The sequence below is a fragment of the Actinomadura geliboluensis genome, assembly GCF_005889745.1.
Taxonomy (GTDB): Bacteria; Actinomycetota; Actinomycetes; order Streptosporangiales; family Streptosporangiaceae; genus Spirillospora; species Spirillospora geliboluensis.
On sequence record NZ_VCKZ01000029.1, the window covers coordinates 1 to 13,657 of the forward strand.

Genomic DNA, 13,657 nt, shown 5'->3' on the forward strand with positions numbered 1-13,657 from the left:
CCCCGGGACCTTCCCGATGAGCGGGAGACCGCGTCGGCCCCGGCCGGTTCCGGTCTCGCTCAGATCCACTCGGTGAACTTGGGCCAGGCCACCATGGTGTCGAGCGTCCCGTCCGGCCAGTCGGCCGGAGCGGATCCGGCGGGCGCCGCCCCTGTCGCAGCACTGGCCGCCGCCCTGGACGCCGCACCGGACGCGGGGGCGGCCGGCGGCGCGGCGGGCTCGGGCCGGGGGCGCGCCGGAGCGACGAACAGCGTCCGCCAGAGGCCGCGCACCGCCGTCAGCAGCGGCGGCACGAGCCGCGACGTCATCTGCTCCGTCGGGCCGGAGACCGAGACGGCCGCGACCGGCCGCCCGGCCCCGTCGCGCACCGGCGCGGCGATGCACACGATGCCCCGGTGGCTCTCCTCACGGTCGAAGGCGACGCCGTGCTCGCGGATCCGCGCCAGTTCGCGCCGCAGCCGGTGGGCGCTGGTGATCGTGTACGGGGTGCGCGGGAGCAGCCCCGCGTCCAGCACCTCGGCCGGGATGTCCGCGCCGGTGAACGCGAGGATCGCCTTGCCCGCGCCCGTGCAGTACGCGGGCTGCCGGTCGCCGAGCCGGGAGGGGACCCTGCCGCCGCGGCGCCCGCCGATCTTCTCCAGGTAGACGATCTCGTGGCCGTCCAGGATGGCCAGGTGCACCGCCGTGCCGGTGCTCTCGTGCAGCGAGCGCAGGTGCGGCAGCGCCGCCTCGCGCAGCCGGTTCTGGTGCGCGGCCTGCGCGCCGAGCTCCAGCAGGCCGAGGCCGAGCCGGTAGCGCGGCCCCGTGCGCTCCAGGGCGCGGAGCTGGACGAGCTGGTCCAGGATGCGGTGCACCGAGGACCGGGGCAGCCCCGTGCGACGGACGACGTCGCTCATCGACTGCTCCGGCGTGGTGCTGGTGAAGGAGTACAGGATGCGGGCCGCGCGGGCCAGCATCGACGCCTCCAGGTGCGGCTCGGACGCCGCGGCCGGTGCCGCCATCAGGTGAGCTCCCCCTCCCCCGGGCCAGATGATCTTCCCGCTCAACGGGAAGAGGCTTATTTCTAATTGGAACACCTCGCCTACCGTGCTCGCAAGCCCGCCCGTGAGCCGCCTCACACGGGATCACAGCAAGGAGCGAGTATGAGTGACCAGGTTCTGGACGCGGTGCGCGACCTCGCGCCCGCGATCGCCGAGCGCGCGGCGGAGGCCGAGGAGGCGCGCCGCGTCCCCGAGGCCACGATCAAGGAACTGGCCGGGACGGGGTTCTTCCGGCTGCTGCAGCCGAAGGCGTTCGGCGGGTACGAGGCCGACCCCGCGACGTTCTACGCGGCCGTCCGGGAGATCGCCGCGGCCTGCGGCTCGACCGGCTGGGTCGCCTCCGTCGTCGGCGTGCACCCCTGGCAGCTCGGGCTGTTCCCGGTCGCGGCGCAGGAGGAGGTCTGGGGCGCCGACCAGAACACCCGGATCAGCTCGTCGTACGCGCCGACCGGCGAGGTGACCCCGGTCGAGGGCGGTTTCCGGGTCAGCGGCCGGTGGAGCTTCTCCTCCGGCTGCGACCACGCCGACTGGGTCTTCCTCGGCGGGCTGGTCCGCGGCGCGGACGGCAACCCGGTGGACATGCGCACGTTCCTGCTGCCGCGGGCCGACTACCGCATCGACGACGTGTGGCGGACGGTCGGGCTCCGCGGCACCGGCAGCAACGACATCGTCGTCGAGGACGCCTTCGTCCCCGAGCACCGCACGCTGAGCTTCGCCGACACCTCGGCGTGCCGCTGCCCCGGCCAGGAGGTGAACCAGGCGCCGCTGTACCGGCTGCCGTTCGCGGCCGTGTTCAGCACCACGATCAGCATGCCGATCGTGGGCATCGCCCAGGGCGCCCTGGACGCCTACCTGACGGCCACCCGGAACCGCGTCCGCGTCTCCTACGGCGGGCAGAAGGTGGCCGAGGACCCGCACGCGCAGGTCCGCATCGCCACCGCGGCCGGGGAGATCGACGCGGCCTGGGTGCTGATGGAGCGCAACATTCGGGACCTCGTCCGGGCCGCCGAGGCCGGCCGCGAGTTCCCGCTCAAGCTGCGGCTGCGGACCCGGCGCGACCAGGTCCTCGCCACCGGCCGCGCGATCCGGGCGGTCGACCTGCTGTTCGAGAACGCCGGGGGCCGCGCCCTCGCCGAGGGCGACCAGGTCCAGCGCCGCTGGCGGGACGCCCACGCCGGCCGGGTGCACGCCGTCAACGACCCGGAGCGGGCCCTGACCCTGTACGGCCAGGGAGCGCTCGGCCTCGAGGTCACCGACGTGATGATGTGACGCCCGCCGCGCCCCCGATCGACACACCGCCACCCTTGGAGGACATCCCGTGATCCATTCACTCGGCTACCTGCGCTTCGAGACGCCCGAGGCCGGCGCCTGGCGCGACTTCGGCACCGGCGTGCTCGGCCTGGCCACCGCCGACGGGCCGCGCTCCGACGCCGTCTACCTGCGGATGGACGAGCACGCCGCCCGGCTCGTGTTCCTGCCCGGCGACACCGAGCGGCTGCTCGCGGTGGGCTGGGAGCTGCCGAGCGGCCGCGCGCTCCAGGAGACCGTCCGGCGGCTGGAGGCGGCCGGGCACCCCGTCAAGGCGGGCACCGCGGAGGAGGCCGCCGACCGGCGCGTGGAGGAGCTGTTCCACGTGGACGACCCGAACGGCAACCACCTGGAGCTGTACCACGGGCCCGCGCTGGACCACACCCCGCTGGTCACCCCGTTCGGCGACCGGTTCGTGGCCGGCGACCTCGGCCTCGGCCATGTCGTGCTGCCCGCGCCCGACATGGAGGCGTCCTTCGACTTCTACACCGCGCTGCTGGGCTTCCGGCACCGCGACTCGATGCGGCTGCCCGCCGCCCTCGCCGGCGGGCGGCCCGAGGACGGCCTGGTCTGGATGCGGTTCCTCGGCTGCAACCCGCGCCACCACAGCCTCGGCCTGTTCCCCGGCGAGGTGCCCGGCGGCATCGTCCACTTCATGCTGGAGCTGGAGACCCTCGACGACGTCGGCCGCGGCCTCGACCGCTTCCTCGAGCGGGAGATCGCGATCCAGTCCACGCTGGGCCGGCACACCAACGACAAGATGGTCTCCTTCTACGCCGCCACCCCCGGCACCGGCGCGGTGGAGTACGGCACCGACGCGATCCTCGTCGACGACGCGACCTGGTCGGTCAAGGAGATCACCGCCGACGCGTACTGGGGGCACCGGTGGGGCGGGTGACCTCCTTCCGCGACGCGCTCGGCCGGTTCGCGTCCGGCATCACGGTGATCACCTCGGTCGGCGTCGACGGCGCCCCGGCGGGCTTCGCCTGCCAGTCGTTCTCGTCGCTGTCGCTGGACCCGCCGCTGGTGCTGTTCTGCGTGGCCCGCACGTCCACCAGCTGGCCGAAGATCGCGGCGACCGGGCGGTTCGCCGTGAACATCCTGGCGGCCGACCAGCGCGACGTCTGCCGCGCGTTCGCCGCGAGCGGCGGCGACAAGTTCGCCGGCGTCGACTGGACCCGGTCCCCGCACGGCACCGCCCACCTGGACGGCGCCCTCGCGACCATCGACTGCGCCATCGCCGACGTGCACGAGGCCGGCGACCACCTCATCGTGATCGGCGACGTCCGGGAACTGCACGCCCAGCGCGAGCACGGGCCGCTGCTGTACTTCCGCGGCGGGTACGCCGCCGGCGCCGTCCACTAGCCGGAGGACACATGGACTGGGAGCACGAGTACGACGTCGTGGTGATCGGTTCCGGCGCGGGCGGCCTCACCGCGGCCGTCACGGCGCGGGCACGCGGCCTGTCCGCGCTCGTCGTGGAGAAGACCGACCGGTTCGGCGGGTCGACGAGCCTGTCCGGCGGCGCCATCTGGGTGCCGAACAACCTGTACCTGGAGCAGGCCGGCCGGCGTGACACGCCCGAGAACGCCCGCGCCTACCTGGACGCGACGGTCGGAGACCGGGTGCCCGCCGAACGCAAGGACGCCTACCTGGCGCGCGGCCCGGAGATGCTGCGCTTCCTGCACGACAACACCCGCTGGGTCCGGTTCGTCTACACGCCGGGCTACTCCGACTACTATCCGGAGCTCCCGGGCGGGGAAGCGGAGGGCCGGTCCGTCGAGCCGTGCATCGTCGACGGCCGCAAGCTCGGCCCGGAGTTCGGCAGGCTGCGTCGCGCCGGCCTGCCGACCTACGGGCTCACCATGACCTCCGCCGACTTCGGCAAGCTCAACATGGTCACCCGCACCTGGAAGGGCAAGCGGACCGCCGTGCGGGTCGGCATCCGCGCCGCCGGCGCCCTGCTGACCGGGCGCAGGCTGCTGTCGCTCGGCGAGGCGCTGGTGGCCCGGCTCCGGCTCGCGCTGGCCGAGGCGGGCGGCGAGCTCTGGCTGTCCAGCCCGTTCACCGACCTGGTCATCGAGGACGGGCGGGTCACCGGCGTCCGCCTGCACCGGGGCGGCCGCGAGGTCGCCGTCCGGGCGCGGCGCGGAGTCGTCCTGGCGGCCGGCGGGTTCTCCCACGACCAGGCGCTGCGGGAGAAGTACCTGCCCTCGCCCACGAAGACCGAGTGGACGCACGCCGCCGAGGGGCAGACCGGCGACGCCCTCCAGGCCGGACTGCGGGCCGGCGCGGCCGTCGACCTGATGGACAAGGTCTGGGGCGCCCCGTCCGTCCCCACCCCCGACGGCCCGCCGTTCTTCCTCGTCGCCGACCGCGCCGTCCCCGGGATGGTCATCGTCGACGGCGACGGGCGGCGGTACGCGCGCGAGTCGCTGCCCTACCACGAGTTCGTCGACCGCATGTACCGGCACGGCGCGCCCGCGATGAACTCCTGGATGATCGTCGACTCCCGCGCCAAGTCGCGCTACATCATCGTCGGCCTGTTCCCCGGGCAGAAGTTCCCCAAGCGGTGGCGCGAGACCGGCGCCGTGAAGACCGGCACGACCCCCGCCGAACTGGCGGCGGCGATCGGCGTCCCCGCCGCCGATCTGGAAGCCACCATCGAGCGGTTCAACGAGTTCGCCCGCGCCGGAAAGGACGCCGACTTCGGGCGAGGCGACAGCGCCTACGACAACTACTACGGCGACCCGACGCTGCCCAACCCCAACCTCCTCCCGCTGGAGAAGGGGCCGTTCTACGCGGTGCCGGTCGTCCCGGGCGACATCGGCACCAAGGGCGGCCTCGTCACCGACGCCGACGCGCGCGTCCTGCGCGAGGACGGCACCGCCATCGAAGGGCTGTACGCCACCGGCAACTGCTCGGCGGCCGTCACCGGCGAGACCTACCCCGGCCCCGGCGCCACCATCGGACCCGCCATGACCTTCGGCTACGCCGCCGCCACCCACATCGCCGCCACCGCCGAACCCGCGATCACGCAAGGAGACAAGGCATGAACCACCGCGTCATCGAGGCCGCCCCGCCGCCCGAGCGGTTCGCGCGAGGCTGGCACTGCCTCGGCCCGGCCGACTCCTTCAAGGACGGCAAGCCCCACGCCGTCGAGGCGTTCGGCACCAAGCACGTGGTCTTCCGGGGCGAGAACGGGGCGCTGAACGTCCTCAACGGCTACTGCCCCCACATGGGCGGCGACCTGGCCCAGGGCACCGTCAAGGGGGACGCCATCGCCTGCCCCTTCCACGACTGGCGCTGGGGCGGCGACGGCAAATGCGCCGGCATCCCCTACGCCAAGCGGGTGCCGCCCGCCGCCCGCACGCGCGCCTGGCGGACGCTGGAGGAGAACCGCCAGCTCTTCGTCTGGAACGACCCGCAGGGCAACCCGCCCCCGCCCGAGGTGACCATCCCCCGCATCGAGGGCGCGTTCAGCGACGAGTGGAGCGACTGGTCCTGGAACACCCTGCGGGTGGACGGCTCCCACTGCCGCGAGATCGTCGACAACGTCGTGGACATGGCGCACTTCTTCTACGTCCACTACTCGCTGCCGACCTACTTCAAGAACGTCTTCGAGGGCCACGTCGCCACCCAGTACTTCAACGGCACCTCCCGCGACGACGCCTACCTCGGGCTCGTCCCGGGCGCCACGCAGAAGATCGACCAGCGCTCCGAGGCGGCCTACCACGGGCCGTCCTACATGATCGACTACCTGTGGAACACGGCCGAGGGGATGACCGTCGAGACCGTGCTGATCAACTGCCACTACCCGATCAGCCCCAGCTCGTTCATGCTGCAGTGGGGCGCGATCGTCAAGAAGTTCCCCGGTATGTCCGACCAGGAGGCCGACACCATGGCCGCGCAGGTCGCCGAGGGCGTCGGGCTGGGCTTCATGCAGGACGTGGAGATCTGGCGGAACAAGACCGCGATCGACAACCCCCTCCTGTGCGACCAGGACGGCCCGGTGTACCAGCTCCGCCGCTGGTACCAGCAGTTCTACGTGGACGTCGAGGACGTCGCCCCGGAGATGACCAACCGGTTCGAGTTCGAGATCGACACCTCCCGCGCGGTGCGGACGTGGCGGCGCGAGGTCGCCGACAACGTCGCCAACGGGGTCTCCTTCTCGATGATCCCCGAGTCCCTGCGGAGCTGACCGACATGCAGCCGGTCGACTGCCGGGCGTGCGGGACCCGGGTCCTGGTCAGCAAGAACAGCCCTCCGCACACCAGCGTGCAGTGGACGACCGACGCCGGCGCCACCTGCGGGGAGTTCGCCCCGCGGGTGGCGGCCGGCGAGCCCGCCGCGCGCATCCCGCACTGCGCGGCGCTGCGGTCCTCCATCGAGCACGCCGTGGCCGAAGGACTCGTACGGATCGGACCCGAGGAATGAGCGGAGAAGAGGGCACCATGGGACGGCTGGACGGCAAGGTCGCACTCATCACCGGCGGGGCGCGGGGCATCGGCGAGGCCCACGTGCGCCGGTTCGTCGCCGAAGGCGCCGAGGTGGTCTTCGGCGACCTCCTGCGAGACCGCGGGGGGGCGCTCGCCGCGGACACCGGCGCGGAGTTCGTCCACATGGACGTCACCAAGCAGCGGGACTGGGCCCGCGCCGTGGACACCGCGGTCGAGCGCTTCGGCACCCTGAACGTGCTGGTCAACAACGCCGGGATCCTCCGGTACCGGCTGCTGTCGGACATGACCGAGCAGGAGCTCCGCCAGGTCCTCGACGTGAACCTCGTCGGCCCGTGGCTGGGCGTCAAGGCGGTCGTCGAGCCGATGAGGGCAGCGGGCGGAGGCGCGATCGTCAACACCTCCTCCATCGAGGGCTACGCCGCCGCCGCGGGCCTGTCGGCGTACGCGGCCAGCAAGTTCGGCGTTCGCGGCGTCACCAAGGCCGCCGCCCAGGAACTCGGCGCCTTCGGCATCCGCGTCAACTCCGTCCACCCCGGCGGCATCGCCACCGAACTCGCCCTCGACCCGGACGTCGCGCAGGGCGTGGCCATCGACGGGGACGCCTTCTTCAAGGCCCTGCCCATCCCCCGCTGGGGCGAGCCGGACGACGTCGCCGGCGCCGTCGTGTACCTCGCCTCGGACGAGTCCGCCTACTGCACCGGCACCGAGATCCTGGTCGACGGCGGCCTCCTCAGCGGCCCCGGCTACTGAACCGCGACGCTCACCGGGGCCGTCGCCTCTGCCCCACTTGATCACGCGCGACGCTGGATGAGCCGTCGATGCGTCCTTTGAGACATTGATGTCTCATTTGACATATAATCGTCTCATGGCTGTCGATCGAGACCAGGTGCTGCGCGCCGCCGCGGCCCTGCTGACCAGGAAGTCCACCGCGACCATGGACGAGGTGGCGCGGGCCGCCGGGATCAGCCGGGCGACGCTGAACCGCCACTTCCCCGGGCGGGACGCCCTCATCCGCTCCCTGGAGGCGCTCGGCATCGCCGAGTGCGAGGCCGCCCTGGCGGCGGCGCACCTGGACGAGGGCGCGGCGGCCGGCGCCGTGCGCCGCCTGGTCCGCGAGATCGAGCCGTCCGCCGGCCTGCTCGCCTTCCTCTACACCGAGAACCAGCTCTTCGAGGGCGACGGGATGAACCAGGGCTGGGAGCGCATCGACACCCGGCTGACCGCGCTGTTCCGCCGCGGCCAGGAGGACGGCGAGTTCCGCCTCGACCTGAGCCCGGCCTGGCTCACCGAGGCGCTCTACGGCCTGCTGGCCTCCGGCGCCTGGGCGGTGAGCGAGGGCCGCGTGGCCCGCAACGACATCACCTACATGATCGTCGAGCTGCTGCTCGGCGGCGCCGCCCGGAAGGAGGGATCGTGACCGGGACGCTGCGCACGCCCGGCACGCCCGGCACGCCCGAGGCGGTGAAGCGGCCCGGCCGGTGGGCGGCGCTCGCCGTCCTCGTCCTGGCCGTGCTCCTGGTGGCCGTCGACGTGACCGTCCTCGGCCTGGCGACCCCCTACCTCAGCGAGGACCTGCGGCCGTCCGGCACCCAGCTGCTGTGGATCGGCGACGTCTACTCCTTCGTGATCGCCGGCCTGCTGGTGTCCATGGGCAGCCTCGGCGACCGCATCGGCCGCAAGCGCATCCTGCTGGTGGGCTCCACGGCCTTCGGCGCGGTATCGGTGCTCAACGCCTACGCGACCACGCCCGAACTGATGATCGCGGCCCGCGCGCTGCTCGGCGTCGCCGGCGCCACCCTGATGCCCGCCACCCTCGCCCTGATCCGCAACCTCTTCCACGACCCGCGCGAGCGCAGCCTCGCCATCGGCGTCTGGGGCGCCGCCGCCTCCGCCGGCATGGCGGTCGGCCCGATCGTGGGCGGCCTGCTGCTGGAGCACTTCTGGTGGGGCTCGGTGTTCCTGATCAACCTGCCGGTGATGGCCGTCCTGGTCGTGGTCGGCGCCAGGCTGCTGCCCGAGTCGCGCAACCCGGACGCCGGCCCGTGGGACCCGGTCAGCGTCGTGCTGTCGCTGGTCGGCATGGTCGGTGCCGTGTACGCGGTCAAGGAGGCCGCCGCGCACGGGTTCGGATGGGGCCCGCTCGCGGCGGGCCTGGTGGGCGCCGCCGCCCTGTACGGATTCGTCCGCCGGCAGCGGGTCCTGCCGGTCCCGCTGCTGGACCTGCGGCTCTTCCGCAGCCGCGGCTTCAGCGGCGCGGTGCTGGCCGACCTGATGACCGTCCTGGGGCTGTCCGGGCTGATCTTCTTCCTCTCCCAGTACCTGCAGCTCGTCCAGGGCAGGCAGCCGCTGGAGGCCGGTCTGGCCGAGCTGCCCGCCGCCGCCGGCGCGGTGGCGGCGGGGCTGATCGCCGGGCGCGCGGCCCGGCGCCTGTCCGTGCGCGCCGTGGTGTCGGGCGGGCTGGCCGCCATCGCCCTGGCGCTCGCCGCGCTCACCGCCATCGGCGAGTCCACCGGCTACCCCGTGCTCGGCGGTGCGCTGCTGGTCGTCGGCCTCGGTGCCGGGTTCTCGTTCACCGTCACCGCCGACGTGATCCTCTCCAGCGCCCCCAAGGAGCAGGCGGGCGCCGCCTCCGCGGTGTCCGAGACCGCCTACGAACTCGGCGCCGCCCTCGGCATCGCGCTGCTCGGCTCCGTGGTGACCGGCGCCTACCGGGGCTTCAGCGGGCCGCCCGGCACTCCGGACACCGCCCGCGAGTCCCTGGGCGGGGCCGTCGACGCCGCCGCGCACATGCCGCCCGGCGCCGGTTCGCAGCTCCTGGACGCCGCCCGCCAGTCCTTCGTCGACGGACTGGCCATCGCCGCCGGCGCCGGAGCGGCCGTCCTCCTGGCCGCCGCCGTCGCGGCCTGGTTCCTGCTGCGCGGGCAGGGACTCGACGGCCGGCCCGGCGAGCACTGAGACCCGGACGGTCACGCCGTCCGGCCGGCGGCGGACCGGTCGAGGCGCGCCAGGGCGTCGGCCGCCCAATCGCGGACGAAGGAATCCTCGTCGTCCCGCGCACGTTCGAGTCCGGCACGCACCGCCCGCCGATCGGCGGGCGAGAGGTCCGCGCTCCCCGCCAGCGACCGGAGGTCGGACACCACTTCCGAGCGCACAGGCAGATGGGGATCGTCCAAGAACCGCAGCTTGGTCGCGAGGTCGATGCCGCCGAACTTACGGGCGAGGTACAGCGCGGTGGCACGCACACGCCCGACGCGGTGTTCGAGGAGCTGCGGCAGCATCGGGCGCACCTCCGGGATCGACCACAGTGCGCTGTGGTAGGCGTCGGCGTTCTCCACGTCGGCGATGAGCTCGCGCACCAGCCGGACGGCCGACCGGCGCGCGAGCTCCCGGACCGCGTCCTCGGCGGGCGGGGCCGGCACCCCGGGGACGCGGCCCGCGCGCCACCGCTCCAACCGGCCGAGCAGGGAGTCGCCGGCCCGCTCGAAGAAGGCGGCCAGCCCGGCGGCCGCGCCCAGGCGCACCGGTTCCGACCGTGCGCCGAGCAGCCCGTACAGCCACTCGGCCTCCGCGATGCCGCCCGCCGCGCCCAGCGCCCGCAACGCCTCGCGGCGCAGTGCGGCGTCGTGCCGTCCCGCCGCGAAGCGCCGCAGCACGTCGATGGCCTCGGTGGTGCCGGCGGCGCCCAGCGCGGAAGCCGCGGCGGGACCGCACGCGGGATCGTCCAGCCAGGCCGCCGCCGGCCCGACGGCGTCCGGTACACGGTGTCCGGCCAGCGCGCGGAAGAGGTTGTGCCGCGCTCTCGGCTCGGTCTCCTCCACGAGGGCGGCCAGCAGCGCCCGGACGACCCGCGGCTCGGGCTCCCAGAACCGCTTCCAGGCCGCCACGTGCACCTCTTCCGGGGCGCCGTAGCCCAGGCCGGGAACACCTGCCTTCGGGGTGTCCAGCATGTCCAGCGCGATGTGGCGCACCCTGCCCGAGGCGGTCCGCGCCAGGTCGGCGAAGACGGCGTCGGCTTCGGGGAGCAGCCGCAGCAGGAACCGGGCGCGCGCCCAGATGAGGTCGTCGCGGTGGGCGAGCAGCGGTACCAGCGACGCGGCGGGCACGGGCACCTCGGCCTGCAGCAGCCATTCGAGGACGACCGTCCGGTTGCGCAGTCCGGCGTCCTCGACCAGCCCGGCGAACGCCGCGGTCACCTCGGGCCCGGACGCGCCGAGCTGGACGAGCGTGTTGACCGCGCGCCGCCGGACCTCGGCGTCGGGGTCCGAGCACAGCGCCACCAGCGGCTCGGCCGGCACCGCCGCCCGCTGCCGGCCGAGTCCCAGGGCCGCCGCCGCCCGGACCTCAGGAGCGGGGTCCGTGACGAGGGCGAGCAGTTCCCCGGCATGCCCGGGGGCACGGCTCAGCCCCTTCGCCGCGGCGGCGCGGCGCGCGGGATCGGGCGAATCCAGCTCCCGCAGGAAGAACGCGACCTGATGTTCGGCGACCATGGCCTCCCCCGCGACGGCTCCATAAGGGAGACGTTCCGGACGAATCGCCGGTTGACCCGCGTCCGCTACGACGCCCTTCACCGCCACGTGTCGGCGTTCGGCCGACGCGCGGTGATGAAGGCGGCCGACGCGACCACGACCAGCACCCCGGTCGCGCACCAGAGCGGGGCCGCGATCGAGACGTTCTGGACGAGCACGGCGCCGACGGCCGCGCCGAGGAGCAGGGCCGCGACCGACAGGCCCCGGCGCACGACCCGCTCCTTGACCTCGGCCTTGTCGGCGACCAGCGAGGTGAGCGTCGTGGTGACGACGACCGTCCGGAAGTCGGGCACTTCGAGCCGCCGGACGATCGCGTACTGCCAGCCCATCGAGACCGCCAGGACGCCGATGGCCACCTGGCGGCGGGGATCGCCGACATGGTCGAGACCGGTGACGATGAGCGCGGTGACGGCGAGGGCGCACGCCTGCGTGGCGGTGGCCGCGCCGAGCAGGCGGCCGCGGTGCGTGATCCCGTTGAAGGCCGCGTGCCCACCGGTGGCGGCCCCGGCACAGAAGCACGTGACCGACAGGGCGATCGAAAGGATCTTCCCCACCACGCCCGGGCCGCCGCCGAGCCCCAAACCGAGAAAAATGATGTTCCCGGTCATATTCGCCACGAAGACAGTGCCGAGTACCAGATAACTGACGGAATCGACCAGCCCGGCCATGATCGTGAGCAGGACGAGCAACGGAGGCAGCGGTCCGTGGTCACGGGCTTCGGGCACCCGTGAATTGTTCCAGGCGGCGAAGGAGATCCGGAGAGCACGACCTTGGCATGTCGCGAACGGACAAGGCACGCCGCAGGCCAGGACAGGCGGCCGATTCCCGGCAAATGGAAGCCGGCACTAACTTGATCGATCCTTGACGGGACGCTCCTTTGCCGGGTCGGCCCCAGGGAATCGTGTCGGTGCCGGCTCGCCGCCGGACCACGAAACCAGCGCCGAAATCACGGGTATCCGGCCGGGACACGCCACCATTCCTCAGGGGCTTGATGAACTACGAAATCAGCGTCCTGTTCCGAGCCATACCCGTGCTCATGGGTGCCGTGTCGGCGGGATTGGGCGGCTACGTGCTCGGGCACGCATCCGGTCCGAGCGCGCGCGTCGCGGGTCTGGTGCTCATCTTCCTGGCGGCCATCTGCCTCTGCCTGTTCGCCACCGCGGCCACGATCATCAGGCAGCTCATCGGCCGCTACACCGAGCTGGACCGGCTGCTCTACCCGGCGTTCGGGTTCGCGGTCAGCTGCGTCCCCACGGGGTACGGGCTCTACCTGCTCAGCGGCCCCCGGACGCCGCCGCCCGATTTCGTCGCCGGGCATGTGGTCTTCGGCGTCGGCATGGTCTGCGCGTGCGTCTCCTGCGTGGCCACGGTCTCCACCCGGTTCCTCCTGATCAGCGAGAACTCGGCACTGCCCGAGGGATCGCCGCCGCGCGCGCCGGCGCCGTTCAGCCCGCTCACCGCGCGGATCCTGACGACGCTGCCGGTGCTCGCGGCCCTCGCCACCTGGACGTGGGCCCTCCTCCTGCTGGCGGGCGGGGGCGGCGGAGCCGCGGCGGGGCGGTTCACCTCCGGGCACGTGATGAGCGGCCTGGCGCTCGTCTGCACCTGCCTCATCGGTCTGGTGGCCAGCATCCTGCGGCAGATCCAGAACACCTACACCCCGCGAGAGCGCACGCTCTGGCCGGGAACGGCCGCCGCCCTCGGCGCCATCGGCATCGTGTGGGCGCTGATCGTCATCGCCGTGCACACCCGGTCCACCCAACTGGCCGCCGCCTACGTGCTGGTCGGGCTGGGCCTCATCTGCTGGAGCATCCTCAGCAAGGTGCTGCTGCTCGCGCTCGTCTGGCGGCGCGACGCCCCCCTGGCGAACCGGGTCCCGCTGATCCCGGTCGGCACGGCCCTGCTCTGCCTCTTCCTCTCGGCGTTCCTCTTCGAGTCGGCCGATCCCGCGGTGCTCGTCGCGGCCCGCGTCCTGGTGGGCCTCGGCTGCATCTGCTTCTCGCTGTTCTCCATCGTCTCCATCCTGGAGAGCGGAACCAGCGGCGCGGGAGGGGACGGGGACGGGAACGGCGGGAGCGCCTCACCGGCCGGCGCCGCCGGCGGGCGGGCGTTCCCGGACGACGACGACCCGGCCGGCATCATGGCGGCCTTCCGGGAGCGGCTGGCCCCCGGAGCGGATCGCGTCGTTCTTCGCGGGCTCCGAGCTGGTCGAGCCGGGCTGACCCGGCCGTGGAAGTGGCGGCCGGAGTATGGCCCGTCGGGCCCGCAGACCGACTCCCTCTACGCGGCCCTGGGCCGGCTGCCGGCCGACTGACCCCTGCCA

13 protein-coding genes are annotated in these 13,657 nt (G+C 73.4%); 10 read left to right on the plus strand and 3 right to left on the minus strand.

All coding sequences use genetic code 11. The features are described 5' to 3' along the window. Positions 1-59: 59 nt before the first annotated feature. A complete protein-coding gene (locus tag ETD96_RS06805) occupies positions 60-1,001 on the minus strand; it encodes an IclR family transcriptional regulator (protein WP_138635419.1) in 942 nt (313 codons plus the stop codon). A gap of 141 nt (positions 1,002-1,142) precedes the next feature. Here ETD96_RS06805 and hsaA point away from each other — a divergent pair, with 141 nt between their 5' ends. From hsaA to ETD96_RS06850, 9 genes are all read left to right on the plus strand, one after another. Further along, positions 1,143-2,309 (plus strand): 3-hydroxy-9,10-secoandrosta-1,3,5(10)-triene-9,17-dione monooxygenase oxygenase subunit, encoded by a 1,167-nt coding sequence (gene hsaA, locus ETD96_RS06810; RefSeq protein ID WP_138635420.1) that lies wholly within the window; start codon positions 1,143-1,145, stop codon positions 2,307-2,309. 49 nt (positions 2,310-2,358) lie between these two features. Beyond that, complete coding sequence (locus ETD96_RS06815) at positions 2,359-3,246, plus strand: VOC family protein (protein WP_138635421.1); 888 nt, start codon at positions 2,359-2,361, stop codon at positions 3,244-3,246. After that, positions 3,243-3,713, plus strand: coding sequence for a flavin reductase family protein (locus ETD96_RS06820; RefSeq protein WP_240807324.1), 471 nt, complete (start codon positions 3,243-3,245; stop codon positions 3,711-3,713). The genes ETD96_RS06815 and ETD96_RS06820 overlap by 4 nt, the downstream gene beginning before the upstream one ends. Before the next feature lie 11 nt (positions 3,714-3,724). After that, positions 3,725-5,404: an FAD-dependent oxidoreductase gene (locus ETD96_RS06825; RefSeq protein ID WP_138635423.1), complete on the plus strand. Its 1,680-nt coding sequence runs from the start codon at positions 3,725-3,727 to the stop codon at positions 5,402-5,404. Beyond that, positions 5,401-6,549 (plus strand): 3-ketosteroid-9-alpha-monooxygenase, oxygenase component, encoded by a 1,149-nt coding sequence (locus tag ETD96_RS06830; RefSeq protein WP_138635424.1) that lies wholly within the window; start codon positions 5,401-5,403, stop codon positions 6,547-6,549. The genes ETD96_RS06825 and ETD96_RS06830 overlap by 4 nt, the downstream gene beginning before the upstream one ends. A 5-nt stretch (positions 6,550-6,554) precedes the next feature. Continuing rightward, a complete protein-coding gene (locus ETD96_RS06835) occupies positions 6,555-6,785 on the plus strand; it encodes a hypothetical protein (RefSeq protein ID WP_138635425.1) in 231 nt (76 codons plus the stop codon). After that, on the plus strand, positions 6,782-7,558 hold the full coding sequence (locus ETD96_RS06840) for a glucose 1-dehydrogenase (protein WP_338072536.1): 777 nt from the start codon (positions 6,782-6,784) through the stop codon (positions 7,556-7,558). The genes ETD96_RS06835 and ETD96_RS06840 overlap by 4 nt, the downstream gene beginning before the upstream one ends. A gap of 115 nt (positions 7,559-7,673) precedes the next feature. After that, entirely contained in the window at positions 7,674-8,225 is a 552-nt protein-coding gene (locus ETD96_RS06845; RefSeq protein ID WP_171068895.1) for a TetR/AcrR family transcriptional regulator, read from the plus strand. A gap of 8 nt (positions 8,226-8,233) precedes the next feature. Continuing rightward, positions 8,234-9,763, plus strand: coding sequence for an MFS transporter (locus ETD96_RS06850; RefSeq protein WP_138635453.1), 1,530 nt, complete (start codon positions 8,234-8,236; stop codon positions 9,761-9,763). Between the two features lie 11 nt (positions 9,764-9,774). Here the strand turns inward: ETD96_RS06850 and ETD96_RS47485 are convergent, their stop codons facing one another. Next, positions 9,775-11,295 (minus strand): HEAT repeat domain-containing protein, encoded by a 1,521-nt coding sequence (locus ETD96_RS47485; RefSeq protein ID WP_138635427.1) that lies wholly within the window; start codon positions 11,293-11,295, stop codon positions 9,775-9,777. Between the two features lie 77 nt (positions 11,296-11,372). After that, positions 11,373-12,059 (minus strand): YoaK family protein, encoded by a 687-nt coding sequence (locus tag ETD96_RS06860; RefSeq protein WP_138635428.1) that lies wholly within the window; start codon positions 12,057-12,059, stop codon positions 11,373-11,375. A gap of 266 nt (positions 12,060-12,325) precedes the next feature. Between ETD96_RS06860 and ETD96_RS06865 the strand changes: the two genes are divergently transcribed. Beyond that, positions 12,326-13,648, plus strand: coding sequence for a DUF2776 family protein (locus tag ETD96_RS06865; protein WP_138635429.1), 1,323 nt, complete (start codon positions 12,326-12,328; stop codon positions 13,646-13,648). The last annotated feature ends 9 nt before the right edge of the window (positions 13,649-13,657 follow it).